Origin of the sequence: Oleispirillum naphthae (assembly GCA_027864655.1) — a bacterium.
Classification (GTDB): Bacteria; Pseudomonadota; Alphaproteobacteria; order Rhodospirillales; family Rhodospirillaceae; genus Oleispirillum; species Oleispirillum naphthae.
Map to the genome: position 1 here is coordinate 1 of JAQAZG010000003.1, position 26,570 is coordinate 26,570.

Below are 26,570 nucleotides of genomic sequence, written 5' to 3' on the forward strand. Positions count from 1 at the left end.
CTCGTCTCTGGTCCATCATCGACACATGCTTCCAGGGCATCACAACGCTCCCGCATCGTTTGCCCAAATGTGTCAGACATGTCCCCGAACAGGTGTCAGATATCTACCCGGTCTATACAGGGACTGAGTCCCCTTGCGGGTCCGGGCAGAGCCCGGTCTAGTTTTTGTATAGACAACGCCTTCCGCATTGTCCGTATTGTGTTTTCCCTCTGCGCCGGGGATGCTGGCGGCGTATGTGACAATTTGGAATCAGGTCAGATCATGCCCCCAGGGTTCCGGCGGAGTTTCGGCGTTTTCTGCATCGGCGTGACGCAGCTCGTGCACTGGGGCGTTTCGTATTACCTGATCGGCGCGTTCGGCGGGCGGATCGCGGCGGAGATGGGGTGGAGCTCCGCGCGGGTGCATTCCGGCTATTCCCTGGCGTTGCTGGTGATGGGGGTTCTGTCCGCGCCGGTGGGGCGTTGGATCGACCGCCGCGGCGGGCGGCTGCCGATGAGCCTGGGCGCGGCGCTCACTGCGGCGGCGTGTTGCGGCCTGATGCTGTGCCGGGATTTCGCGACGTATCTGGCGGTATGGGCGGTGCTCGGCGCGGCGATGCGCCTGACCCTGTACGACGCCGCCTTCGCCGCGCTGGCCAAGGCGTTCGGCAGCGGCGCGAAGCGGCCGATCGCGCAGATCACCCTGCTCGGCGGGTTGGCTTCCACGGTGTTCTGGCCGTTCGGCAACTGGCTGGCGGAGCTGTGGGGGTGGCGGGTTGCGGTGGGGGTATACGGCGGCATCGCGCTCGCCTCCATCCCGCTGTTCTGGGTCCTGCCCGCAGCCCTGCCGCCGCAGCCGGCGGCGGCGGCGGAGGCCGCCCCCGAAGTGCCGCCCCCGCCGCCGCCCTCGCGGCTGGCCGCGGTGCTGTTCGCCTTCACCGTGGGGGGGCTCAACTTCCTCAATTCCGCGATGTCGGCGCACATGATCGGGCTGCTCGCGGGGCTGGGGATGGCGTTGCCGGTGGCGGTGTGGGTGGCCTCGTTCCGCGGCATCGGGCAGTCGGCGGCGCGGCTGATGGAGATTCTCTTCGGCGGCAGGCTGCACCCCCTCGACCTGCACCTCGCCGCGGCGATCGCCCTGCCGCTGAGCTTCGCCATGGGCGGCGCGAGCGGGCTCTTTCTCTCCGCGGCGATGGTCTATTCCGGGCTTTACGGCATTTCCAACGGTCTGATGACGATCACCCGCGGCACCCTGCCTCTGGTGCTGTTCGACCCGGCGCGTTATGGCGCCACGGTGGGGCGGCTGCTCACCCCCGGCTTCCTCGTCGCCGCGGCGGCCCCGGCGCTGTTCGCCGCGGTGATCGATGCCGCCGGGCCGGGCGCGGCGATGGCGCTGGCCGCCGGGCTGGCGGTGTCCATCGCCGCCGCCGCGGTGGCGTTGCGGCGGCGTTTCTACCGCCCCCTGTAGCCTCCGGTTTCCTCGGCGTCCTCCAAGGCCCGTTGGGCCGTTCCGCCGTTCGAGGGGAGAACGACCCACTGTGCAAGGAGATATGGAAGCACCAAAGGCGCGGATGTCAGGGCGCGTTGGCGCGCGCGCCCTCCTTCCCTGCCCCGCGGGCAGTCGCTGCCGGGTTCTTCTCCGCACGGCCAGAGACGACCCGGGTAAGCAGCGCCAACGCAATGATGCCGAGGCTGACGGACAATCCGGCGAAGAGCGGGTTCAGCGGGAAGGCGAGCAGATGGCAGGCCACAGCGGCCAGCGTACTCAAGGCCATCGATACGAGCGCCCAGGCGGGGCGAAGCGCACCCGGCCGGAAAATCGCGAACGTCAGCGGGACGAAGACGCCCGCGCCGCGCAAGGCCATGGACATGTAGTTCCAATCGAGCACGTAAGAATCGAGGTTGGCGAGTGCTATCGCCAGCGCCAGACAGGTCACGGCGGCAATACTCGCGCGATTGGTCATGAGGATGCGGGCGTCCGACGCAACCCGCAACACGCCCCGCGCGATGTCGTTCGCGATCATGGTGCCGATGCCGAGCGTGAGCCCGGCGATCGAACCGACCACCGACAGCAGGATGCCGGCAAGGCCGATCCCACCAAGCCAGCCCGGCAGATACCATGCAAGGTACATCGGCAGTGCCATCACGGGCGCCAAGTCCGGATGCTGCGCGTGCATGAACATGCCGATGGCCACCGACGGCAGGCCCACAGGAAGGGTAATGGCCGCCGCGGTCAACGTGCCAATCGTCGCGACGCGGGCGTCCGACGCGGAATAGATCGCCTGCACGTAGGTCTGGGTACAGACGATACCGACGATGAGCGAAAGCGCGTTGCCAACCGTGTCCCCGCCACGCGCCAGCAGACTCAACCACGGAAAAGCGGGAAAGACGCTTGCGAAGTCGGGCATGCGCGCCAGCGCCACGACCGCGCCAATCCCACCCACGCACAGCGCAGTCCCGAGAACGGCCATCTTGAGCAGGCCCGACACGCCGGCCCCTCTCATGCCCCCGAACACCACGTAGGCGATCACCAAAATCAGAATAATCCCCGCCGCCTGCCAGTGCGCCACGGCGAACATCGCGGCAATCAGGTGAATGCCCGACAAAGAGCTCGCCACGGCGCTAAACAGAATGCCGAGCGAGGAAATGACGCTCATCATCGGACCGGCGCCGCGGCCGAAGGACAGGGAGAGGAATTGTGGAATGGTTTCAAGCCGGCTGCGACGCAGCGGGCGGGCGTAAAAAACCGCGAGGATGGCAAGGCCGATCCCCGATCCAAGAGTGAACCACCATGCGGAAAGACCGAACACGGCCGCCATCTGTGCGGTGCCGACCGTCGCCGAGCCGCCCACGATCGCTCCGGTTATGCCCCCGGCGATCAGGCCGGCGCCGGCGGAGCGCCCGCTCAAGCTGTATCCCTCGGCCGAGGAGACGGATCGCGCTGAGAAAACACCGGCCATAAGGACGATGACGACCGTCGTGATTAGGCTGATAGACTGCATTATAGTAAGGGATATCGACATGGACCGGCTCATGTGTGGCTATGCCCCATCAAGGGGAATAGATAAGACTCTGCCAATAAGCGCCGAAAAACGCCAATAGAGGATTGGCATTTTTTGATCTATAATCGTGATCAAAGTATGATAGATCGAGGAGCGCGCCATGATGGATATGCGTCAGATCCGCTGCTTCATTGAAGTCGCGGACTGCCTGCATTTCGGCCGGGCGGCGGAGCAGTTGGGGATCGCCCAGTCGGCGCTCAGCCGACACATCCAGATGCTCGAATCCGCGCTTGGCGTCCGGCTGCTCGCGCGCAACAAGCGTTCGCCGATCCACCTCACCGAAGCGGGCGCGTCGTTTCTCGCCGAGGCACGCACGGCCATCGCCCAGATGGAGAAGGCCGAAATGACCGCACGCCAGGCCGCCCGCGGCGAGTGCGGGCGGATCGAGATCGGCTATGTCGCCTCGGCCACCTATTCGGGCCTGCTGCCGTTGGTCGTCTCCGACTACCATCGCGACCATCCTGAAGTGTCGATCTCGCTGACCGAGATGGAGACGTCGCGCCAACTTGAGGCCTTGACGGAGAATCGGATCGATGTGGGGTTTCTGCGGCCCCGTCCGGAGTATCCGGCGGGGATCGTGGTGCGGCCGCTCTTGCGCGAGCCGGTCCTTATCGCCTTGCGCGCCGATCATCCGCTGGCGCGGGGCGGCCGGAAGATTCAGCCCGTCCGGCTGGCCGACGAGGCCTTCATCGTGCCGCAGTCGGACGATCGGGTAGGATTCAGCGAGCACACGATCGACGTCGGACGTCGCGGCGGATTCGTTCCCCATTTCGCCTACCACGTCCGCGATTTCATCACGGTTCTCAATCTGGTCGCGATCGGTCTCGGCGTTTCGGTCGTGCCGGCTTCGTTGCAATCCGTCCGATTGCCCGGCGTCGTGTATCGACCGCTAGCCGCCGTGTCCCTGTTTACAGAGATCGTCGCGGCCACCCGGCGCGGCGGCAATGGCCCTGTCGCGCGACTCTTCATCGATCATCTGCGCCGATACGGGCAACTTGACTGGCCCACCGCGGCTCCTCTGTCGCGTACTGACGACTGAGAGCCGCTCATCACCACGGTCCAACTTGCCGCCTTAGACCAATCACAGGGACACGATCAAAAATTCGCCCGGGCCAAGACGGCATTTCCGATACCCGGCACGGGCGGGCGGTCAGGGAGCGACGAAGGTGTTCGGCATTTCTTCGCCGCGCAGCACGCGTAGCGTTCCGGCGGCAAGCGCCTCAAGTTCGTTCTCGCCCGGTACGATCTTGACCGGAGCGATGAACCGGACACGCTCCGAAACCCATTCCGTCATCCGCTTCGACCAGGCAATTGCTCCGGTCAAGATGATCTGATCGACCTCGCCCTTCACCACCGTCGCAAGCTCGCCTATTCCCTTGGCCGTCTGATAGGCCATGGCTCTGTAGATGAATTCGGCGGCAGCATCGCCCTGGTCGATCCGTTTCTCGACGTCAACAGCGCTATTGGTGCCGAGATAGGCGACGAGCCCGCCCACGCCACGCATGAGTTTTGTCGCACTGCCCCTGTCCCATGAGCCGGAAAAGCAGAGATCGACCAGTTGCCGACACGGCACCCGGCCCGCCCGCTCCGGTGAGAAGGCTCCTTCCTCGTCGGTCAATACGTCGATCATCCGCCCCTTCGAAATCACCGTCGCGGTGATCCCTCCTCCCATATGGCAGACGATGACATTGGCTTCGTCGAGCTGACGCCCTTCTCCCTTCATCACTTTCATCGCCATGGCTCGCATGTTGAGGACATGGCAGGAGGCACGACGCGTCAACTGCGGCACACCCGACAGTCGGGCGATGTCATCCATTTCGTCAACCACCACCGCATCGTAGATGAAAGAGGGAATACCGAGCGACTCGGCGAGATCCCAGGCGATCAGCGCCCCAAGGTTCGAAGCATGCTGGTCAATCGGCCGGTAACGCAAAAACTCGACCATCTCGGCATTAATGAGATAAGCGCCCTTCCTCAGAGGCGGCAGTTTTCCTCCGCGGCCCGCCACCGCCGAAAGCGAGGAGAGCACGAAGTTCTTCGTCGCCAGTGCCGCGACAATGGCCGTTTTGCGCATGTGGAACTGGTCGCCGATCGTGTCAAACGGTGCGAGGTCGGCGGCGGAGTGGTCGATCTTGCACTCGAACAACTGGGTCTCGTCCTCGAAGACGGCTATTTTCGTTGACGTCGAACCGGGATTGATCGCCAGGATCTTCTTGCCCTTTTCCGTCATATCGATTGATCTCCTCATGGCTGGTTCGCGACCAAGCCCGTGCTTCACGATGATTCGGCGCTCATGGACGCGGCCAGTACGAGTGGCAGGAACTTGTCTCGAGTCTCGACGGCGCGGGAGGTGAGGACGATCGGCACCCGTCCACCGACAACGATGCCCGCGCTCAGCGCGCCGGCGGAGTAACGCAACGCCTTCAAGAGCACATTGCCGACGGTAATGTGGGGAACGACGAGAAGATCGGCGTCGCCGCAGACCCGGCTCGCGATCCCCTTGATCTCAGCGGCCTCTCGGCTCATCGCCAGATCGTAGGAGAGCGGCCCCTCGACGATACACTCGGAAAGCCAGCCCTCGCGGTTCGATTTCGCGAGTTCGGCGGCCTCAACGGTCTCAATCATTTTCGGATTTATCGTCTCGCTGGCGGAAAGGAGAGCCACCTTCGGCGGGTCAAATCCCATGCCGGCCAACGCCGCCGCCGCATTCTCGATGATCTCTCGCTTCTGATCGAGGTTAGGCGCGATAGTGATGGCGACGTCCGTGATGCCGATCAACTTGTGGTGGTTCGGGATTTCGGCGATCGCGAGATGCGAGAGCATCCGGCCGGTTCGCACGCCGCTTTCGGGCGCAAGCATGGCGCGCAAGAGATCGGCCGTCTGAATCTTGCCTTTCATGACGAAATCGACCTCGCGGTCACGCACTAAGCCGGCGGCGACGTGGGCCGCGCCGACCGGGTCTTCCGCCGCGATGATCTCATAGGAGGCCGGATCCTCGTCGAGCGCGGAGAGCAACTCGCGTATCTTCTTTTTTGGCCCGATTAGGCGCGTCGTGAGAATGCCGTCTCTCGATGCCCTAGTCGCCGCCTCGAGCGTATGCGAGTCATCCGCGGCGACCACCGCCACAACCTTTCGGCGCCCCGCGTCGTCGCGGACCTTCGTCACCAGTTGATTGAAACTTGAATATATCATGGAAGATTTTCCCGCTTTCCACGGCACATAGAGGCCGCCAGAGGCGGCCCCTGCGGCCGGACGTCATGCTCTTTCAAGGATCATGGCGACGCCCTGCCCGACACCGACGCACATCGTGCACATCGCATATCGTCCACCCGATCGCCGCAGCTGATAACTCGCCGTCGCCGCCAGCCGCACTCCGGACGCTCCCAGGGGATGCCCCAAGGCAATGGCGCCGCCATTGGGATTGACGAAGTCGGCGTCGTCTGGGAGGCCCAGCAGACGCAGGACGGCAAGCGATTGGGCGGCAAAAGCCTCGTTGAGTTCGATCAACTCGATCTCGCTAAGGGCGATACCGGTGATCCCGAGGACTTTTCGCACGGCTGGAACCGGACCAAGGCCCATGACGCGCGGCGCGACGCCGGCGTGGGCCGTGCCGACAATCCGGGCGAGCGGACGCAGCCCCCAGCGCTTGACCGCGGACTCCGAGGCAAGGAGCACGGCCCCGGCGCCGTCGTTCACCCCGGACGAATTGCCCGCGGTGACCGTGCCCTCGGGACTGACCGCCGGGGACAACTTGGCGAGTTTGTCCATGGTCGTTTCCGGGCGCGGGTGCTCGTCGGCGGAGACCGTCAGCGGCCCCGTCTTTTTCTGGAAAATCTCCACCGGCAGGATCTCGTCGTCGAAGAGGTGGGCCTGCTGGGCAGCATGGGCGCGCTGTTGGCTTCGCAACGCGAAGGCGTCCTGGTCTTGACGCGAGATGCCGTGGTCCGACGCCACGTTCTCCGCCGTCATGATCATGGAATCGATGCCGTAGAGTTCGACCATCCTTGGATTGACGAGCCGCCAGCCAATCGTCGTGTCCTCGATGCGCATTGAACGCGAGAACGCGCCCGCCGCCTTCGCCATCACGTAGGGAGCACGCGACATGCTTTCGACGCCACCGGCGATCATCAGGTTCGCCTCGCCGCATCGGATGGCACGAGCTGCGCCGGCGATTGCGTCAAGCCCTGAACCACAGAGGCGATTGACGGTGGCCCCCGGAACCTCCTGCGGCAGCCCGGCCAGCAGCAGCGCCATGCGGGCCACATTGCGGTTATCCTCGCCGGCTTGGTTGGCGCAGCCATAGATGACGTCGTCCAGAACCTGCCAATCCACTTCGGGATGGCGTTCCACCAGGGCCTTGATCGGTAACGCGGCGAGATCGTCGGTTCGCACTCCGGAAAGACTGCCGCCGTATCGGCCGAATGGGGTCCGAAGGGCATCGCAAATAAATACTTCGTTCATAACTTGAATCCGGTCATGATTGTTCTCTGATTCGAGCGAAATTGACGTCAAAAAACGCCGTCAATTTCATATTTTTTCCCTCATAATGTCTTTTGCCACGGAAAATACTTTGAACAGCATTTTGTCACGCTTTTTGGCGATTTCGGCGGGGGTGCGTCCGCTGTAATCGAAGAACCCCTTGCCGGTCTTGACGCCCAGTTCACCCTTGTCGACGTGGTCGAAAAGGGCCTTGGGGCGCTTGCCGATCTCCGGAATCTTGTAGCTGGCGTTGATGATGTTGTTGGCGCTGATGTCGAGGCCGGTGAAGTCGAATCGTTGCACCAGGCCGAGGACCAATCCTCGCGGCATCAGGCTCGCCTTGACGGCGAGGTCAAGTTGCTCCGGCGTGCAGATGCCGTTGTCCAGGAGATAGAACACCTCGGTGTTCAGCAGGATCTGGATGCGGTTGACGATATAGCCGGGAACGAATTTCTCCAGCCGCACGGCAATCTTGCCGCACTTGTCGAGAAGATTGATGGTCGTCTCCATCGTCTCCTCGCTGGTCTTCTCGCCCTTCGCGACTTCCACCAGCGGAATGATCTGGGGTGGCGCGTACCAATGCGCGGTGGCGAAATTGGGCAACCGGTTTTCCGGCACCAGAATGAACGGGTTGAGCGACGACGCATTGGAGACGATGATCACATCTTCGGGCACGCTGCGATCGATCTCGGAGAAGAGCTCGGTCTTGATGTCCGGCTTCTCCGCCACCGTCTCCTGCAAGAACTGAGCGCCCTTGATGGCCTCCGACAGTACGTTCGTGAAGGAGATACGCTCCTGGGCGTCCTTGGCCTCGGCCACCGACATCAACCCTTCCTCGACGAACGTATCGAGGTTGCTGCGCAGCATGATCTTCGCCTTGTCCAGGGTACCGGTGCTCCTGGTGTAGAGGCTCACCTCGAAGCCGCCCATCGCGTAGTTTTGCGCGATGCCGGGCCCCATCGTGCCGGCCCCGAGAACGGCGATCTTTTTTATGTCTGCAAGTTTCATCGTGTGCTCCGTTTAAACATCCTTGTCCGTCACCACCTCCACCACGGTGGCAGATGACGGCGGCCGCTCGGACGGCCCTATGGTCGGGCCGTCCACTGACGCGGGCCGGGGGTCAAAACCACCTGATCAGACGTGCTTCACCAAGCCGAGAATCCGGCGGGCTTCCTCTGCCGTCGCGATCTCCCGGCCCGCCATCTTGCTCAGCGCGACGGCCCGCTCGACCAACTGGACGTTGGTCGCCAATACGCCCTTCTCCAGGAAGATGTTGTCTTCCAGGCCGACGCGAAGTCCGTCGGCCCCGGCCGCAAGACCTGCGAGCATCATGGACAGATGCGCCTTGCCGATGCCGGTGATCGACCACGTGCAGCCTGGCTGGAATTTGCTCGTCAGGTAGGCCAGGCTCTCAAGCGTACCGGGCATGCCGCCCGGAACGTCGAGCACCAACTGGTAGTGCAGGGGCAACTGGAGGAACCCCTTTTTTAGGTAGAACTCCACATTACCGATCATTCCGGCATCGAAAATCTCGATTTCCGGCTTTATCTGGAGTTCCTGGGTCAGCGTGCCGAGACGCTCCAGAAACTTCGGTGTATTGAGGAAAACATAGCTGTTCGCCCAGTTCATCGTGCCAGGGTCGTAAGAGCACATCTCCGGCTTCAAGAGAGGTAAATGACCGCAGCGCAGATCTTCGGAGAAGGCACTCCCCGAGGTTGTCAGATTGAGCACAATATCCACACCCGCGGCCGAGGCCGCGCTGCGGACCTTGCTCACCACCTCGATCCAGGTCTCGGTGTCCATCGTGTTCTTGCCCTGGAGGTCGCGCGCGTGAATGTGGATCACCGACGCTCCAGCCTTCCCGCAGGCGACGGCATCGGCCGCGATCTCGTCGGGCGTGATCGGAACGTGCGGGGTCTGCTCTCGCGTCGTACCCGCCCCGCACAGGGCGCATGAGATAACGATTTTCTTGTTCATGACTGACCTTTGTTTCTGATTGACCTAACTGATTCTTGTTCTTCACATCAATCGCGGGCCCAGCATGCGAAGCTCACGGCCCGCATCTTGGTGAGGCGCTGCGGCGGCGTTTCCACCGCCCCCCGCAGCCTCACCCGGCGGCGGCGTTTTCCTCCGCTTCCTCCAACGCCCGAAGCGCCGCCAGGCGGCGGAAACGGGCCCGCAGGATGGTGAACAGCGAGTACGCCGTGATCGCCCAGAAGAAGATGCAGATGTAGGAGCTGAAGAAGACCGTGTAGCTGTTCTTGGAGATGATCAGCGACTGGCGGAAGTTCTCCTCGAACAGCGGCGACAGAATGAAGCCGATCATCATCGTTGACGGCGAGTAGCCGAACTTCACCATCACGTAGCCGATAGCGGCGAAGAACAGCATGATCCACAGGTCCGTGCTGTTCTGCCCCATGCCGTAGACGCCGATGAAGCAGAAGGCGATGACCGCGGGGAAGATGACCGTGGTCGGCAGCTGCCCGAGCTTGGTGAAGCCGCGGATGAAGACGAAGGTCACGATGACCAGCAGGAAGTTGGAAAGAATGAGACCGGCATACAGTCCCGCCACCACGTCGGGCGCTTCGCGGAAGATCAGCGGCCCGGGGGTGAGGCCCTGGATCATGAATGCGCCGATCATGATCGCCGCCACCGCATCGCCGGGAACGCCGAGCGCCAGCAGGGGGATCAGGTTGGCGCCGCACACCGCGTTGTTGGCCGTTTCGGCGGCGGCGACGCCCTCCAGGCAGCCGGTGCCGAACTTCTCAGGGGTTTTGGAGTTCCGCTTCGCCATGTCGTAGCCGACATAGGCCGCCAGCGTCGGCCCCAGGCCGGGCAACGCGCCGATGCCGCAGCCGAGGAAGGCCGAGCGCACGATGGTGCGGAAGCTCTCCTTGTATTCCTTGAACAGCAGGATGCTGTCGTTCTTTTCCGCCGGCGGCGGCAGGTGCCCGGAGGTCTTGCCCCGCGCCACGGATTCCAGCTGCACCAGAATTTCGGAAAAGGCCAGGGCGCCGATCAGCATCACGATGAGGTTGATACCGCTGCTGAGGTAATTGACGCCGAAGGTGAAGCGCGGCACGGAGAGGAACAGGTCCAGCCCGACGACGCCGAACAGCAGGCCGAAAATGCCGCCGATCATGCCCTTGAGAATGGAATCGCCGGATGCCGAGCCGATGATCGTCAGCGAGAAGACCATCAGCACCGTGTATTCCGGCGGGCCGAACTTCAGCGCGTAGCGGGCGATCGGCTCCGCCACCAGGATCAGCACGACGCAGCTGAACAGGCAGCCGGAGACCGAGGCGGCGAGGGCCATCTTCACTGCCTTTCCGGCCTTGCCCTGAAGCGCCAGCTTGAAGCCGTCGGAAACCGTGGCCGCCGCCGCGGGGGTGCCGGGGGTGCCGATGAGGATGGCGGAGATGCTGCCGCCGAAGGTGCCGCCGTTGAACGCCCCCATGATCATGGTGAACGCCTGCACCGGCGTCATGTAGTAGGTCAATGGAATGATCAGGGCGATCGCCATGGTCGCGGTCAGGCCGGGAATGGCTCCCAGGATGAGGCCCGCGCTGACGCCGAGCACGAGGAAGAGAAAGTTGTTCGGGTCGAGAATCGTGGCGAAGCCAGCAAATAAGAGTTCGATCATATCGTTTCCTCACACCTTGAGGGCCAGTGAAGCTTCCGTCGGCAAAGTGCCTGCGGCTTGATCAAGGCAAAGCCACCTGCAACATCTGCTCGAAGAAGTACTTGATGCCCAGCGGAAGCAGCACCGAGACGAGGACGATCAGCAGGTAATTGCGCTGGCCGTACATATACATGCACACGGCAATCGCCAGCATGGCCGGGACGAGATAGCCGATGTAGTCGAAGCCGACGATCTGCAAGGCGATGACGCCGAGGGTGAACAAGACGATGCGCAGATCCTTTGCCGTGACGCTGTAGCTCTTCATCTTCTTGTGGTCGCGCATGCGGTAGCCGTCCACGGCGAGGGACACCGCGAAGACGAACAGAAGCCCGGCAAGCAGGTTGGGAAAGTACCTTGGGGAAACCCCCATGCGGACCTGCGCAAAGATGATCTCTGCCGGAATGATGATAAAATAAAGAGCCACCGCAAACAGCGCGAGAATCGTCCCGCCGACCATTTGGGCCTTTGATTCGGATATTTGCATCTCACACCTCACGGTCATTTTATTTTTTGAGCGTCCAGTTTATGTCATTTCGTCTTACTGGGTCTTTCGCGTTCCGGGAGCAGCACCTAGACGTGCTCGGTGATGAAACTCTTCATCCGGTCGAGCATGGAGAAAGGCGCCATGCCGCGCTTGGACAGCACGTCCTCCATGGAGCGGTCGGAGTAGTCGTAGAAGCCACAGCCCTACGCCGCCTCTCGTGACAGCGCCTTGTCGGCGCCGTCACGCGTTTGGGACGATGAAACCGTGGGCGTCTTACTTTTTGGTGGAGATGCCCATCGCCTCGAGGTCGCGCTTGGCATCCGCATAGCCGGCCTCGACGCGCTTGCGAAATTCCTCGCCATCCAAGTACACGGCGGGAATGTTGAGCTTTTTCATGACGTCGCGGAATTCGGAGTCCTTGTGGGCCTCGGCATAGGCCTTGCGGAGCACCTCCAGGCGATCCTTCGGCACGCCCTTGGGCGCCGCGATTGCCATGTAGGAATAGAGCGTCAGGTCATAGCCCTGTTCCTTGGCCGTCGGCACGTCCGGCATGAACGGCACGCGCTCGTCGGTCAACACCGCGATGAGTCGCACTTCGCCGGTCTTGTAGAGCGGAATGAGGTCGCCGAGGATGGCGCACGTCGCATCCACATGGCCGCCCAGCAACTGCACGTTCACCTCGCTGCCGCCCTTGACCGGCACGTGGGCGAACTTCACCTTCTTCATCTCGGCGATGCGCTGCATGGCGAAGGGCTGGGGATAGCCCGAGGCCGCATAGGTCAGGCCGCCCTCTTTCCTGGCTGCGGCCACCAAATCCTCGATGGTCTTGATCTCGGACTTGCTGTTGACGGCGATGCCGTACTGATACTGGGCATACGAAAGGATATAGTCGAAATCGGCGGGGGTGTAGGGCACGCTCATCTGGTGCGGGACGATCGCGAGGGGAGCGTAGGTCGCCACGCCGATGTTGTAGCCGTCGGGACGTTTGCCCTTGAGATCGATGACGCCTGTGGTGCCGAGTCCGCCGGGCCGGTTACTGACCGAGATCGGCACCTTCAGATATTTTTCCGCGGCCTTGGACAAGATACGGGCGCTGACGTCCGTACCGCCGCCGCCGCCATAATTGACGGTCAGGCTGATGGCGTGCGTCGGAAAGGATTCCGCCGCCATGCTGACGGAAGGAAGGCAAAGCATGGCGCCGACACCCAACACACTAAAAAGCATAGTTTTACGATACATTGTTTCCTCCTTTTTTGTTCGGCTCCCAATGCGAAGCCTCTTTGGTAATTCAGTCGGTTATCATCCCTGTTCAGGTTTTGGAGCCACGGGCTCCCGAGGTGCGGCCGCAGGCGTCGCCTACGGCTTCTTCAGGCCCAGGTATTCCCGGGCTTCGTCCGGGGTCGCCGGCTCCTTGCCGAACTCCCGCGCGATGCGAATGATCTTTTCCACCAATTGCGCGTTGCTCCGGGCGCGTTAGCCCTTGGCGTAGTAGACGTTGTCCTCTCCTGCCTGCGACGGCCCCCCGGTACTGCGCAAACGTTTGCTCTTTGCGTGAAAATTTTTCAATTTACAACGTTTCCCGTCTGAAATTTACGCTGGAACGCCCGTCGATTCGCGGATCACCAGTTCCGAATCGACGGCAACGTGTCTTTGCTCGCAGACGCCGTCCTCGATCTGCTGGATCAGCATCCGCGAGGCGATCTTGCCGACCTCGGTGACCCGCGTCCGGATCGCCGTGATCGGCGGGTGATAGAGCTCGAAGTTTTCCGAACACCCGATGGCGAGCACCGAGATGTCGCCGGGCACGGTAAGGCCGCGCTGATAGATCTGATGCAGCGCGCCGGGGGTGATCAGGTCGTTCATGCAGACCACGGCGGTCGGCGGCTCGGGCAGGTCGAGAAGGTGCCCCATGAAGGTGAAGCCGTCGGTCTTCGAGAAGTCGCTCTCCCGCAGGTATTCCGGACGCACGGCGATGCCGTGCTCGCTCAGCACCTCGCGATAGGCGATGACGCGGTCGATGGTGAAGAGCGAGTTCATCTTGCCGCTGATGAAGGCGATGCGGTGGTGTCCGAGATCGATCAGATATTTCATCGCACGGCGGAAGATATCGTAGTTTTCCGCCGTCACGCTGGGGATATCGAGGGCGGAGTCCTTGGGCAGGCCCGGCACCACCACCGCCGGGATGCGGTTCTTCACCAGATCCGGCAGATTGGGATCGTCGGTGCGGTTGCCCACGATGATCAGCCCGTCGACGAGGCGCCGCTGGAACAGCGCGGCATAGCTGCCCTGGCCGTTCAGGGTGAGCAGCAGACGGTAGTCGGAGCTGTTGATGGTGGCGCTGAGGCCCATCAGCATGTGGGTGTAGAACGGGTTCTGGAAGGCGAATTCGCCGGTCCGCGTGATCACCACGCCGAGCACGCCGACTCGGTTGCGCACCAGCGCCCTGGCCGAAGAGTGGGGGAAGTAGTTCATCTCTTCGGCCAGGTCGAGGATCTGCCGGCGAAATTCCGCGCTGACGCCTTTCTTGTCGTTGAGGGCGCGGCTCACCGTCGAATACGATGTTCCGGCCCTTTCAGCGATTTCCTTGATCGTCGTCACGACACGGCTTCTCCCGGTTTATCATGAAGCAGAGTAACGCAAACGTTTGCTCGAATCAAGCCTCATTCCGACGCAGGCGTGAAAACGCCACACCGCTGCAGGCGCGGCGGCGCATCGTTCGGGGGGGGCATATCGACAAATGCGCAACCGGCGCCGCAGGGTTGGCGGCGCCGGGGTGGCAGGGCATGCGGAAGAACCGGCTCAGCCTTCCGCGGGCAGCGCTTCCTGCGTTGCGGCGTCGAGGCGGCGCTTGCGCCGCAGCTGCAGCATGAACACCCCGCCGAGCACCAGAAGCGCCGGCAGCATGAACCACTGCGGCGAGGGGCGGTCGGTCGGCCGCGCCAGCGCGATCACCCGGTCGCCCGGCTGGATGCCGAACTTCGCGGCCTGGCTGCGCAGACGCACCGAGGTGACCATCACCTCGTCGCCGAGGCGGTTGAGGTTGAGACCCTCGGCACGCATCCGTGCGGTGCCGTTGGCGCCTTCGCCGAGGCGCAGGCGCACGGTCTTTTCGACGATGTCGCCGATCGAGGTCTGGGTTTCGAAACGGATGAACACCGGGTCGCCCGGCTCGTTGGCGTCCGCCTCGGCAAAGACCTCGGTGGGCGGCGCGAAGCTGAACGGCGCTTCCACCATGTCGAGCCAGAACCCGGGCCGGAACAGGGTGAAGCAGACGAGCAGCAGCAGCGCCGTCTCATACAGCTTGTTGCGGATGATCATCCAGTGCTGTGTCGCCGCGACGAAGCAGAACATCGCCGCCGCCGAGCCGATGACCATGACGACGAATTCCAGCGGCCCGTCGATGTCGATCATCAGCAGGCGGTGGTTGAAGATGAAGATGAAGGGCAGCAGCGCGGTACGGATTTCATAGCGGAATCCCTGCACGCCGGTCTTCACCGGATCGGCGCCCGAGATCGCCGAGGCCGCATAGGCGGCCAGACCCACAGGTGGCGTCACGTCCGCCATCAGGCCGAAATAGAAGACGAACAGATGCACCGCGACCAGAGGCACCGCAAGATCGTTCTTCGCGGCGAGATCGACGATCACCGGGGCCATCAGGGTGGCCACCACCACGTAGCTCGCGGTGGTCGGCATGCCCATGCCGAGAATGATGCAGATGATCGCGGTGAGGAACAGCATGATCAGAAGGCTGCCGCCGGAGACCAGTTCCACCACCTCGGTCATCACCAGGCCGATGCCGGTCAACAGCACGGTGCCGACGACGATGCCGGCGGTGGAGGTGGCGATGCCCACGGTGGTCATGTTGCGCGCCGCGGCGATCAGCCCGTCCACCATGTCCTTCAGCCCGCCGATGAACTCCGAGCGGAGAATCTCCTTCTGGCCGCGGAAGTGGGCGGTGAGCGGGCGCTGGGTGATGGTGAGCAGAATCAGCACCATGGCTCCCCAGAAGGCGGAGAGGCCGGGGGAGAGTTCCTCCACCATCAGGCACCAGATCAGCACCACCACCGGCAGGATGTAATGCAGGCCGGTGCGCACCGTGACGCGGAAATCGGGCACCTCGACGAAGGCGTGCGCCGGATCGTCGTGCGGGCTATCCGGAAACTTGGCGCGATAGGCGATCAGCCAGACGTAGAGCGCCAGCACCGCCACGGCGATCATCGCCGTGGCGTAGATGCCGAACAGAGTCTTGGTCCAGCCGATGCCGTAGTAGACCAGGCCGGCGAGGATGATCGCGCCGCAAACGTTCATCAGCCCGCGGAGCAAGCTGTTCCCCAGCGTGCCGTGCCGGGTCACCGGCAGGCCCTTGAGGCCCATCTTCATCGCCTCGATATCGACGATGTAGAACAGCGACCCATAGGTGAGCAGCGCCGGGAAGAAGGCATGCTTGACCACGTCGGCATAACTGATGCCGACGTATTCGGCGATCAGGAAGGCGGCGGCGCCCATCACCGGCGGCATGATCTGGCCGTTGACCGAGGCGGCGCACTCCACCGCGCCCGCCTTCACCGCCGGATAGCCGACGCGCTTCATCAGCGGGATGGTGAAGGTGCCGGTGGTCACCACATTGGCGATGGAAGAGCCGGAGATCACGCCGGTCATGCCGGAGGCCGCCACCGCCGCCTTGGCGGGGCCGCCGCGGAAGCCGCCGAGCAGCGAGAACGCGAGGCGGATGAAATAGCCGCCCGCGCCCGCCTTTTCCAGCATCGAGCCGAACAGGACGAACATGAACACGACGTTGGTGGACACCCCCAGCGCGACGCCGAAGATGCCCTCGGAAGTCAGCCACATCTGCGAGGAGGCGCGCGACAGCGAGGCCCCCTTGTGGGCGATCATGCCGGGCAGGTGCGGCCCGGCGAAGATATAGCCGAGCATGATGATGGCGATCACCATGATCGCCGGGCCGACGGCGCGGCGCGCCATCTCGATCAGCACCAGCACGCCGACGACGCTGACCGCGATGTCGAGGGTGGTGGGCAGGCCGGGGCGCAGCGCCAGGTCCTGGTAGAACACCACCAGGTACATCGAGCTGGCGGCGCCCGCGATGCCGAGAATCCAATCGATCAGCGGCACGCGGTCGCGCGGCGAACGCACGAAGGCGGGATAACTGGTGGCGGCGAGGAAGAGGGAAAAGGCGAGGTGGATGGAGCGCGCGATGCCGTCGGTGATCACCCCGACGTTGAAGATGAACGGCAGCGGCGAGGCATACCACAACTGGAACAACGACCAGGACAGGGCCACCAGCATCATCAGGCGTGCGGTCGGTCCCGTCGGTTTGCGCCCGCCCATATCGACGGAGGCGACGAGTTCCTGCAAGGCGTCGGCGTCGATCGGCGGGTCGATCGGCTTGGCGGCATCGGTCGTGGTCATAACGCTCTTTCCCCGTAGTGATCTTGTGCCCGGTTGTCCCCCCCGAGGCCCGGATGCTTATAGCAAAGGGGAGCGCCGGGGCGCTCCCCTCTTTTTCGGGCTTATTTCAGCCAGCCCTTTTCCTTGTAGTACTTCACCGCGCCGGGATGCAGCGGCGCGGACAGGCCAGCCCCGACCATTTCCTTCGGGTCGAGGTGGGCGAACGCCGGGTGCAGCTTCTTGAAGTCGTCGAAGTTGTCGAACACCGCCTTGACCAGGTTGTAGACGACCGCGTCCGGCACCTTGGCGGAGGTCACCACGGTGGCGCGCACGCCATAGGTCTTCACCGGATCGGGATTGCCCGCATAGAGGCCGCCCGGGATGGTGGCGTAGGAGTAGTACGGATGTTCCTTCACCAGCTTATCGACCGCCGCTCCGGTGAGCGGAACCAGCTTGGCGTTGCAGGTGGTGGTCGGGTCCTGGATGGTGGCGGAGGGGTGGCCGACGGCGAAGACGAAGCCGTCGATCTTGTTGTCGCACAGCGCCGGGCCCATCTCGTCGGGCTTCAGCTGGGCGGCGAGGGCGAATTTCGCGTTGGTCCAGCCCATGGCGCCGAGCAGCTCTTCCATCGAGGCGAGGGTGCCGGAGCCGGGGTTGCCGATGTTGAAGCGCTTGCCGGCGAAGTCGGCGAAGGCGTTCACCTTGGCGTCGCGGCGCGCCAGAACCGTCAGCGGCTCCGGATGCACGGCGAAGACGGCGCGCAGGTCGGAGACCTTGTTGTCGCCTTCGAACGGCTTCACGCCCTTGATCGCCTTGTATTGCACGTCGGACTGGGAAAGACCGAAGTCCAACTCGCCGGCCTTGATCGCGTTGACGTTGAACACCGAGCCGCCGGTGGACTCGGTCGAGCAGCGCACGCCGGTTTCCTTGTAGCTCTTGTTCATCAGGCGGCAGACCGCGCCGCCCACGGCATAGTACACGCCGGTGACGCCGCCGGTGCCGATGGTAATGAACTTCTGGGCGGCTTCGGCGGCAGGGGTGCCCACCAAAGAGGCAGTCAGCACGGCAGCGGAAAGGATCGACTTCATTGGCAAACGCATGACGATAATCCCCGTGTTGGCGCGTCCGCCTTGGCGTGGCGGATCGCTGGATGGGCCCGGGCCCCGCGCCCCAGGCTTTTCAGGCAAACGGCCTCGCGGGAAGCCTTTCCGTTCAAGCGCTTGCCCGGACCTCCGCCTCCGAGGCGGCGGCATCCAGGGCCTCGCCCAAACGCGCGACGATCGCCTCGATCGTCGCAAGATCGGAAATGAACGGCGGAGCGATAAGCACGTGATCGCCCTTCACTCCGTCAACAGTACCGCCCGATGGGTATACCATCAAACCGCGTGCCATTGCCGCCCGTTTTACACGTGCATGCATTTTTAGGGCCGGATCGAAGGTTTCCTTGGTTCCGCGATCGCGGACCAATTCCAACCCCATGAACAGGCCCCGGCCGCGGATGTCCCCGACGAACGGGTGGTTGCCGAATCGGGAGGCCAACCGCTCCTTCAAGGCCGCGCCCATCGCCCGCACGTTGGCGAGCAGATCGTCGCGGCGGATCACCTGCTGCACCGCGAGCGCCGCGGCGCAGGCTATAGGATGTCCCATATAGGTATGGCCGTGCTGAAAAGAACCGCTGCCCTCGGCGAAGGCGCGATAAATCCGCTCCTGCAGCATCACCGCGCCGATCGGCTGGTAGCCGCCGCCCAGGCCCTTGGCGATGGTCACCAGGTCGGGCGCCACGCCGTCCTGCTCGCAGGCGAAGAGGGTGCCGGTGCGGCCCATGCCGCACATCACCTCGTCGAGGATCATCAGCACGCCGTAGGTGTCGCAGATCGCGCGGATGCGCTTGAAGTAGTCGGCGACCGGCGGCAACACCCCGGCGGTGGCGCCGACCACGGTCTCGGCGACGAAGGCCATCACCGTGTCCGGCCCGACCTCGAGGATTTTCTTTTCCAGTTCGCCCGCGGCGCGCGCCGCATAGTCGGCGTCGCTCTCCCCCGGCTTCTGGTGGCGGTAGGCATAGCACGGCGGAATGTGATGGGTCTCCAGCAGGATCGGCTGGTAGAGCGCGCGGCGCATCACGTTGCCGCCGGTCGAAAGCGCGCCCACGGTGTTGCCGTGATAGCTCTGCTCGCGGGCGATGATCTTGCAGCGCTGCGGCTGGCCGATCTCGACGAAATACTGCCGCGCCATCTTCAGCGCGGTTTCCACCGCCTCGGAACCGCCGCTGAGGAAATAGGCGTAGTCGAGGTCGCCGGGGGCGGATTCGGCCAGCATATCCGCCAGCTTCTCCGCCGGTTCGGAGGTGAAGAAACCGGTATGGGCGAAGGCGAGCGCATCGGCCTGCGCCTTGATCGCGGCGATCACGTCGGGGTGGCCGTGCCCGAGGCAGGACACCGCGGCGCCGCCGGAGGCGTCGATATAGGCCTTGCCGGAGGCGTCGAACAGCTCGACGCCCTTGCCGCCGACCGCCATCGGCAGGCTGCCGTGAATCTGGCGGTGCAGAATGTGAGTCATGATGATCTCCTCGACTCGGGATCCACCCAGTGGACGTTGCAGGCCGAAAGGTGCGCCTCGGTGCGCGCCAGCGCGGCGAGAGCCGCCTCCCCGCCCCTGCCCGCGACCAGGGCGGCGAGAATTTCCGCGGCCGCGAAGGCCGGAGTCATCGCGCGGAAGAACGACGGCGCGGCGTCGGGGCCGAGCAGCACGGCGCACTGCGCCGCCCGCGCCAGCGGCGACACCGCGCTGTCGGTCACCGCGACCACCGGCACGCCGCGCGCGGCGAGGCGCTGCGCGGTCTCCACGGTGTCGCGGCTGTAGGGATCGAAGCCGAAAACCAGGAGCGCGTCGGCGCCGCCGAGGTCGCGCGCGCGGTCGGCCATCACCCCCGCGCCGCCGTCGAGCAGCACCGCCCGATCGTCGAACAGGCCGAGCAGATAGCGCACCGTCCACGCGGGCGGAAAGCTCGCGCGCAGCCCCAGGCAGGCGATGCGCCGCGACGCGGACAGCATTTCCGCCCCTTCCACCAGCGCCGCCAGCGCGGCGGGGGCGCGCAGCCGCGCCAGCCCTTCCGACAGTGCGGCGGCGAATTCCGCGGCGAGCGCCGCCTCGCCCTTTTCCCGCTGCGCCGCCACCTGGCGTCCGGCGCGGCCGGAAAAGCCGAGGTCTCCGGCGCGGATCGCCGCGGCGTAGAGATCGCGCACCGCGTCATAGCCGGAAAAGCCGAGGCGCTGCGCCAGGCGCGTCATCGTCGCGGGCAGGACCCCGGCCTTGCGCGCCTGCTCCCGCATCGACAAGAGCGCCACATCGTCCGGGCAATCGACGAGAAAGCGCGCCGCCGCCTTGAGCTGCGGCGGCAGGGAATCGAAATCATCCAGGATGCGGCGGGTGAGCGGGCCGGTGTCCATGGCGCGGGTTCCTCGTGCACGGGCGATCCGACAGAGATAGACTCAAAGACGATGGACATGCAATACTTGTTTCATCGGTTAACACAATGATTCAAATGTTCATTTTTGAGGCAATCCGATGAAAAACCGTGCACCCGCCGACTCCGGCCGCCCGACCGTCGCCATCGGCGTCGCCCCCAACGGCGGGCGCAAGGTGAAAACCGACCACCCGAAGGTGCCCCTCACCCCGCGCGAACTGGCGGAAACCGCGGCCGCCTGCCGCGACGCCGGGGCGGCGATGATCCACCTGCATGTGCGCACCGCGGAAGGCGGCCACCTGCTGGACGCCGCGGCCTTCTCCGCAGCGATCGGCGCGGTGACCGCGGCGGTGGGCGACTCCCTGGTGATCCAGATGACCACCGAATCCCTCGGCCTCTATGCGCCGGCGGAACAGATGGCGGTGGTCAAGGCGGTGCGGCCGGAGGCGATCTCGCTGTCCCTGCGCGAGTTCGTGCCCACCCCGGCGGACGAAGCGCCGTTCGCCGCGTTCCTCGCCTGGCTGAAGCGGGAATCGGTGATGCCGCAGATCATCCTCTACTCGCCGGAGGAACACACCCGCCTCGACGAGATGCGCCGCCACGGCCTGATCCCGTGGGAGGACCCGCCGGTGCTGTTCGTCCTCGGGCGCTACACCGTGGGCCAGACCTCCACCCCCGCCGACCTGCTGCCCTTCCTCGCCGCGGAGATGCCGCGCCCGGCGCACTGGATGACCTGCGCCTTCGGCCGCTTCGAAGCGGCGTGCGCCACCGCCGCGGCGCTGCTCGGCGGGCACGCGCGCATCGGCTTCGAGAACAACCTCGCGCTCCCCGACGGCACCACCGCGCCGGACAACGCCGCCCTGGTTTCCGCCGCCGCCACGGCGTTTTCCGCCTGCGGCCTCGGCCTCGCCGACGCGGCCGCCCTGCGCGCCGACTGGCATCGCCTGCTCGGATAAAAGCCAAAACTTCGCGGGGGGCCTTAGCCCCCCGCACCCCTCATCAGCTTTCCGCAGCGCAGCGCCTATCAACCTTTGCCGCAGAGGGCAAGGGCTTATGGCGTCTGAAAGATGTGGGATCAAGGGGCCTTCCGGCCCCTTGCGGGTCCAGGGCGGAGCCCTGGCTCGGTTTTATCGCGCGGCGCGCAAAATCAGGCTATCGGAGGGAGTGCCTAGGCCGCCGCGCGGTGTTCCACCAGCGCGAAAAAGCCGACGCAAAGCCCCAGCAGGGCGAGCCACCACATCTGCCACATGCCGAAGCTGACCACGGCGACCACCATCGCCGCGGCAAGCCACCCCGCCTTCGCGCCGGCGAGGACCGTATCCCCGATCGGCGACAGCCAGCGCCGCGACAGCGAGAACAGCGTGACCGCCAGGGCGAGCGCGCCGACGCCGCCCACCTCCAGCCAGGTCTGCAACGGCATGTTGTGCGGGTGGAGCGGCAGCTTCTGCGCCACCACGCCATAGAGGCGATCCATCCAGGGCACCGGGAACCAGACGGTGAACATCCCGCTGCCGCCCGGCATCTCGCGGGCGGTATCCACTCCCCAGCCGAGGAACGGATGCTCGGCGATGCGGTCGCGGACGAAATCCCAAACCAGCAGGCGGTGGAAGAACGGCAGCGGAAAGTCGGGCACCGCCCGCGCCACCGCCTGCGGCTCCACCGTGGCCAGAAGCACCGGCATCAGCAGCACCGCCGCCGGAATCCCGATGCACAGAAGCACCCGGGCGGCGCGTGGCAGCACTGCCGCCAGCGCCCAGATCAGCAGGCCGCAGACGAACCCGGTCAGGGCGCTGGCGGCGCCGATCTGCCTGCAATTCCAGATCAACACCGCCGCCGCCGCGGGCACCAGCCAGCGGCCGGAGGGCTTGCGCAGCAGGACGGCGAAAACCGGAAACGCGGTCAGGACCAGAATCACCGCTCCGTTCTTATAGATGTACCACATCCGCGACAGGACTTCCGGCGCCTCTCCGGGGCGGCCGAAAAGCGACAGAAGGACGCGCTGGATCTGGTCGTGGAAGGTCGCGTCCACGCCCGCCAGCAGCAGGGCGGCGCCCCAGGCGCACGCGCCGATGCGGACGAACCGCGCCGCCTCCTCGCCGGAAAACGCGGCGGCCCCGGCCAAGAAAACCGTCAGGGCCGCGCACACCGCCAGCATCCGCGCCACGACCAGGAAGCTGTAGAGCGGCGTCAGCGACCAGATGGCGGACAGCGCGCACCAGGCGACGAAGCCGAGGGCGAGCGGCGGCAGCCACGGCCACCGCCAGGACCGTGCGGAGCGGCAGGCCAGCGCCGCACAGGCCAGGGTGGAGATCCCCAGCATCAGCACCGTGGCCTTGTTCATGAAAATCACCGGCGGCAGCCACCACGGGGCCGCCAGAAACACCAGCGCCGCACGCCCCCGGGAGCCGGTCATGCGCGCGCCCCCCGGCGCGGGCCGGCTTCGCTTCGTTCGCCCCGTAACCGCATCGGTTTCCCCATTCGGACGCGGCCCGCGGCCGCACTGCTCCCTCGTCGCCGGGCCAACCCGTCAACCCCGGACCGGCCCACAGATCGAATAGCGCCCGAGCCCGAGGGAATCAATCTTCAAATCGCCGCGCCGGTTTCGGGGAACGGTTCCACGCGCCGCGGCCCGCCGCTCCGCTCGATACTCAAAACATATCAAGAAAGCCGTTTCAATATATTGGACTAATGATGCGTTGCGACCGATATTCAAATGCAGGTCGAGGCCAGAGGCTCCCCCCAGCCCTTTCCCCCCCATCCCTCGACCTCCGCCCGCCCGGCGCCATCGGCCGGGCGGGCGGGCCCCGAACGAAGGAGACGACGATGAGCAAGCAGACCGGCAAGACCTCCGGGTACCTCTCGGAATCCGCCGCGCGCCGCGCCAAGACCCAGTTCGACTGACCCCTAGGAGGCGAGACGATGTATCACGACCCGATGTATCATTCCCCCAATGCCGGGCGCGCCGCGGCGCTGAAGCCGAAGGGCCGCAGGCTGTTCGCCGGAGCGCGCCGCCGCGCCGCCTGAACCGGGCGACGCTCCGGCCCCTGAAAAAGCCGCCGCACGGCGGCTTTTTTCGTGCGCGGCCCCTACCGGCCGCCCGCCTTCTGGCGTTCTCCCGCCTGCACCGCCAGCGCCATGAAGTTGCGCGGCGGCACCGCGCGCTCGCCGCGCCGCACCGCGCAGGCCAGCCGCGCCACCGGCGCGGCGCCCGCCAGCGGCACGAAGGCGACGCCCGCCACCCCCATCTGCGTCATCGAGCGCGGCACGATGGAAATCCCCACCTCGGCGGAAACCAGGTTGATCACCGAGGCCATCTGCGGCGCTTCGCGGGCGAGTTCCGGTTCGCAGTCGATGGCGACCCGCGGCTCGAACCCGACGGCGCGGCAATGCGTCATCACCTCCTCGTAGAGGCCGAGGCCGACGGTGCGCGGATAGAGCACGAAGGACTCCTCGGCCAGCGCCGAGAGCGTCGTCGCCCCGGCGCGCGCCAGGGGGTGCGCCGCGGGCACCGCCACCAGCATCGGTTCCTCGGCGAAACGGCAGAGGGAGAGTCCGGGCGGGTCCTCTTTCGCCGGGCGGATGAAGGCGGCGTCGATCTCCTCCTCGTGCAGCATCTCGATGAGTTGCAGGGTGTTCACCTCCATCAGCGACAGGTCGATCTCCGGATAGGTGCGGCGGAAGGTGCGGATCGTCGCGGGCACCACCGGGTTGAACGCCGCCGAGCCGGAAAATCCGAGGCGCAGCCGCCCGATCTCGCCGCGGGCGGCGCGCTGCGCGGCGCGCTTCGCCTCCTCCGCTTGCAGCACCAGGGTGCTCGCCTTGTCGAGAAAGGCCTTGCCCGCCTCGGTGAGTTCCGCGCCCTGCGGCACGCGGCGGAAGAGAGGCGCGCCGATCTCGGTTTCGAGCGCGCGGATCTGCTGGCTCAAGGGCGGCTGGGCGATACCCAGCTTCTCCGCCGCGCGGGTGAAGTTCAGTTCCTCGGCGACCGCGAGGAAATAGCGGATGTGGCGCAGTTCCATGGTCCAAACCCCGGTTTCCGCGGCGAGTCTACACCGGATCGCCCGCCGCCGCGATCCTCCTCCGGGAGTGCGGCGCGGCGGAAAGCCTCTACCTTAACGGGTGGTTCCGCCGCCGCCCCGGCGCGGCAAAGCGGAGCCATATCCATTTCCTCTTGAGAACACCTGTTTTTCATATTGGATTTTCCGGCGGTTTCAGCCCATCACTGCTTCCGGCGCCGGGATGTCTACAACCCCCAGAACGTTCCGGACTCCGAGGCCGAGGTCGTGGCAGCCCCTGCCCATTCTCCCAAGCCTTAGCCATTGTCCGGTCGGCACTCGCCGACCGGACTTCCCTTGTTTCCTTATGCTTTGAAATGCCATGAGGATTTTTCTGCCCCCGAACGGGCGGCGGTTGCGGAGCCGCGCGGGAAGCCGGCAACGCGAGGCGCAGAACCAACCCTTAAGGGTTGGTTCCCCCGGTTTCCGGACAAGGCGCAACGGGCAAGTGGAAAAACGTATCGAGATACGCACTTCCGTATATTGGACCGGGCCCGTTGCAGAACCCATACTTAAAACTAGGAAGCATGCGGCGCATTTCCCCTTAGCCTACGAAGGCCGCGTCACGACCTGCCGTCTGATGCAAATCGGACGGCCCTTTTCCCCCAAAGAAGGAACATATCATGAACGTCGCAACCACGATTTCCCAGCACGGCGCCGGCACCCACTCCCCGCCCGCCACCAGGACGCCCCGGCGGAGCCAGACCGCCGCCCAGAAGTCCGGGAGCCCCATGGCGACTTGGGACCCCGCCGCGGTCGATTATGAAGCGTTGTTCGACTCCCCCGGCGGCTTTCTCGCCAGCGCGACCCGGCACCGGGCGGAATCCCGCCTCGACTGACCGGGATGCGTTCGGCGTCGCCCCAGGGGAAGGGACCGCCGGCTGACTCGCATGGTTCCGCTCGCGGCTTCGGCGCCGCAAGAGGGGGAGGAGCGGAACCTAATCTTCCTCCAGGTTGGAATCGATCCGGAACGACCGGATATACTCCCGCACCAGGATGATGAAGTTCTGCGCGGTGTCGGACCGCTCGTTGCGCCGCACCGCCAGCGCCATACGCGCCACCGGATAGGTCCCGGCGAGGGGCACGTAGACCACGCCCTTCACCTGCAACTGGGTGAGCGAACGCGGCACGATGGAAACCCCCATCTCCGCCGCCACCAGGTTGATCACCGAGGCCATCTGCGGGCCTTCCTGCACCAGGCGCGGCTTGAAGCCGCTTTCGCGGCAGCGCTTCACCACCTCTTCGGAAAGGCAGAACTCGGCGCCCAGCGGCAGCAGGACGAACGGCTCGCCCTGCATCTCCGAAAGCTCGATGCTCTCCCGCTCCGCCAGGGGGTGCACCGAGGGCAGCGCGATCACCATCGGCTCGTCGCGGAAGCGCAGCAGCCGCAGCCCTTCCAGTTCGTGCAGTCCCGGCCGGATGAAGGCGGCGTCGAGGTCATCGCTGCCCAGCATGGTGACCAGCTGCACCGTGTTCTCCTCCACCAGCGACACCTCGACATCGGGGAAGTGACGGCGGAAATCGCGGATCAGCTTCGGCACCCGGGGGTGGAAGGCGGCGGAGCCGGTGAAGCCGATGCGCAACAGGCCCAGCTCGCCGCGCGCCGCGCGCTGCGCCGCGCACTTGGCCTCGTGCACCTCGCGCGGCACCCCGTACACCTTGTCGAGAAACACCCTGCCCGCCTCGGTGAGCTCCACCCCCTGCGGAATGCGGTGGAACAGCGTGGCGCCGATCTCCTTTTCCAGCGAGCGGATCTGCTGGCTCAAGGGCGGCTGCCCGATGCCGAGCTTTTCCGCGGCGCGGGTGAAGTTCAGCTCCTCGGCGACGGCGAGAAAATAGCGGATATGATGCAGTTCCATGGTCCGACACCTGCGCCTTTCGACAAATGATGCCGGTCTTCCGGCCGCGCCGCCGCTCCCCCACCGCAGAACGAAAGGCCAAAAGCCGGGTACGCGCCG

Annotated in this window: 21 protein-coding genes and 1 pseudogene; 4 read left to right on the forward strand and 18 right to left on the reverse strand. The window is 65.1% G+C overall.

Translation table 11 applies throughout. The features are described from left to right. The first annotated feature begins 261 nt into the window (after positions 1-261). Positions 262-1,446, forward strand: a complete 1,185-nt coding sequence (locus tag O7R11_RS04425; protein WP_337996282.1) for an MFS transporter — start codon at positions 262-264, stop codon at positions 1,444-1,446. A 106-nt stretch (positions 1,447-1,552) separates the two neighbouring features. On the opposite strand, the gene O7R11_RS04430 is transcribed toward O7R11_RS04425, so the two are convergent. Next, entirely contained in the window at positions 1,553-2,887 is a 1,335-nt protein-coding gene (locus tag O7R11_RS04430; RefSeq protein ID WP_337996283.1) for a sodium:solute symporter family protein, read from the reverse strand. Between the two features lie 253 nt (positions 2,888-3,140). Between O7R11_RS04430 and O7R11_RS04435 the strand changes: the two genes are divergently transcribed. Beyond that, the gene (locus tag O7R11_RS04435; protein WP_337996284.1) at positions 3,141-4,079 is read left to right on the forward strand and encodes a LysR family transcriptional regulator; all 939 of its coding nucleotides are present in this window, start codon (positions 3,141-3,143) and stop codon (positions 4,077-4,079) included. Between the two features lie 111 nt (positions 4,080-4,190). Here O7R11_RS04435 and buk read toward each other — a convergent pair whose 3' ends face one another. The 14 genes and pseudogenes from buk to O7R11_RS04505 form a co-directional block, all read right to left on the reverse strand. Continuing rightward, entirely contained in the window at positions 4,191-5,270 is a 1,080-nt protein-coding gene (buk, locus tag O7R11_RS04440; RefSeq protein WP_337996285.1) for a butyrate kinase, read from the reverse strand. A 44-nt stretch (positions 5,271-5,314) separates the two neighbouring features. After that, on the reverse strand, positions 5,315-6,232 hold the full coding sequence (locus O7R11_RS04445) for a phosphate acyltransferase (protein ID WP_337996286.1): 918 nt from the start codon (positions 6,230-6,232) through the stop codon (positions 5,315-5,317). 63 nt (positions 6,233-6,295) lie between these two features. Beyond that, the gene (gene pcaF / locus O7R11_RS04450; RefSeq protein WP_337996287.1) at positions 6,296-7,501 is read right to left on the reverse strand and encodes a 3-oxoadipyl-CoA thiolase; all 1,206 of its coding nucleotides are present in this window, start codon (positions 7,499-7,501) and stop codon (positions 6,296-6,298) included. 66 nt (positions 7,502-7,567) lie between these two features. Further along, positions 7,568-8,527, reverse strand: a complete 960-nt coding sequence (locus O7R11_RS04455) for a 3-hydroxyacyl-CoA dehydrogenase family protein (protein WP_337996288.1) — start codon at positions 8,525-8,527, stop codon at positions 7,568-7,570. Positions 8,528-8,653: 126 nt separating this feature from the next. After that, positions 8,654-9,496 (reverse strand): beta-keto acid cleavage family enzyme, encoded by an 843-nt coding sequence (locus O7R11_RS04460; protein ID WP_337996289.1) that lies wholly within the window; start codon positions 9,494-9,496, stop codon positions 8,654-8,656. Positions 9,497-9,626: 130 nt separating this feature from the next. After that, positions 9,627-11,162, reverse strand: a complete 1,536-nt coding sequence (locus O7R11_RS04465) for a tripartite tricarboxylate transporter permease (RefSeq protein WP_337996290.1) — start codon at positions 11,160-11,162, stop codon at positions 9,627-9,629. A gap of 61 nt (positions 11,163-11,223) precedes the next feature. Beyond that, positions 11,224-11,658, reverse strand: a complete 435-nt coding sequence (locus O7R11_RS04470) for a tripartite tricarboxylate transporter TctB family protein (RefSeq protein WP_337996291.1) — start codon at positions 11,656-11,658, stop codon at positions 11,224-11,226. A 300-nt stretch (positions 11,659-11,958) separates the two neighbouring features. Continuing rightward, a complete protein-coding gene (locus tag O7R11_RS04475; protein WP_337996292.1) occupies positions 11,959-12,924 on the reverse strand; it encodes a Bug family tripartite tricarboxylate transporter substrate binding protein in 966 nt (321 codons plus the stop codon). Positions 12,925-13,041: 117 nt separating this feature from the next. Further along, a pseudogene (locus O7R11_RS04480) lies at positions 13,042-13,143 on the reverse strand (3-keto-5-aminohexanoate cleavage protein); the annotation flags it as partial. A 132-nt stretch (positions 13,144-13,275) separates the two neighbouring features. Then, positions 13,276-14,283 (reverse strand): LacI family DNA-binding transcriptional regulator, encoded by a 1,008-nt coding sequence (locus tag O7R11_RS04485; RefSeq protein ID WP_337996293.1) that lies wholly within the window; start codon positions 14,281-14,283, stop codon positions 13,276-13,278. A 201-nt stretch (positions 14,284-14,484) separates the two neighbouring features. Further along, entirely contained in the window at positions 14,485-17,112 is a 2,628-nt protein-coding gene (locus O7R11_RS04490) for a TRAP transporter permease (protein ID WP_337996294.1), read from the reverse strand. A 101-nt stretch (positions 17,113-17,213) separates the two neighbouring features. After that, a complete protein-coding gene (locus O7R11_RS04495) occupies positions 17,214-18,191 on the reverse strand; it encodes a TAXI family TRAP transporter solute-binding subunit (protein ID WP_337996295.1) in 978 nt (325 codons plus the stop codon). A 112-nt stretch (positions 18,192-18,303) separates the two neighbouring features. Continuing rightward, a complete protein-coding gene (locus O7R11_RS04500; protein WP_337996296.1) occupies positions 18,304-19,650 on the reverse strand; it encodes an aspartate aminotransferase family protein in 1,347 nt (448 codons plus the stop codon). Further along, complete coding sequence (locus O7R11_RS04505) at positions 19,647-20,540, reverse strand: MurR/RpiR family transcriptional regulator (protein WP_337996297.1); 894 nt, start codon at positions 20,538-20,540, stop codon at positions 19,647-19,649. Before O7R11_RS04505 ends, O7R11_RS04500 begins: the two co-directional genes overlap by 4 nt. A 118-nt stretch (positions 20,541-20,658) precedes the next feature. On the opposite strand from O7R11_RS04505, the gene O7R11_RS04510 reads away from it, so the two are divergent. Further along, positions 20,659-21,513 (forward strand): beta-keto acid cleavage family enzyme, encoded by an 855-nt coding sequence (locus O7R11_RS04510; RefSeq protein WP_337996298.1) that lies wholly within the window; start codon positions 20,659-20,661, stop codon positions 21,511-21,513. Between the two features lie 212 nt (positions 21,514-21,725). On the opposite strand, the gene O7R11_RS04515 is transcribed toward O7R11_RS04510, so the two are convergent. Further along, positions 21,726-22,970: an O-antigen ligase family protein gene (locus O7R11_RS04515; RefSeq protein WP_337996299.1), complete on the reverse strand. Its 1,245-nt coding sequence runs from the start codon at positions 22,968-22,970 to the stop codon at positions 21,726-21,728. Between the two features lie 673 nt (positions 22,971-23,643). Continuing rightward, the gene (locus tag O7R11_RS04520; protein ID WP_337996300.1) at positions 23,644-24,576 is read right to left on the reverse strand and encodes a LysR family transcriptional regulator; all 933 of its coding nucleotides are present in this window, start codon (positions 24,574-24,576) and stop codon (positions 23,644-23,646) included. A 659-nt stretch (positions 24,577-25,235) separates the two neighbouring features. Between O7R11_RS04520 and O7R11_RS04525 the strand changes: the two genes are divergently transcribed. Continuing rightward, positions 25,236-25,451 carry a hypothetical protein gene (locus tag O7R11_RS04525; RefSeq protein WP_337996301.1) on the forward strand — a complete coding sequence of 72 codons (216 nt, stop codon included), beginning with the start codon at positions 25,236-25,238 and terminating at the stop codon, positions 25,449-25,451. Positions 25,452-25,550: 99 nt separating this feature from the next. On the opposite strand, the gene O7R11_RS04530 is transcribed toward O7R11_RS04525, so the two are convergent. Further along, positions 25,551-26,471 (reverse strand): LysR family transcriptional regulator, encoded by a 921-nt coding sequence (locus O7R11_RS04530; RefSeq protein ID WP_337996302.1) that lies wholly within the window; start codon positions 26,469-26,471, stop codon positions 25,551-25,553. Positions 26,472-26,570 lie beyond the last annotated feature (99 nt).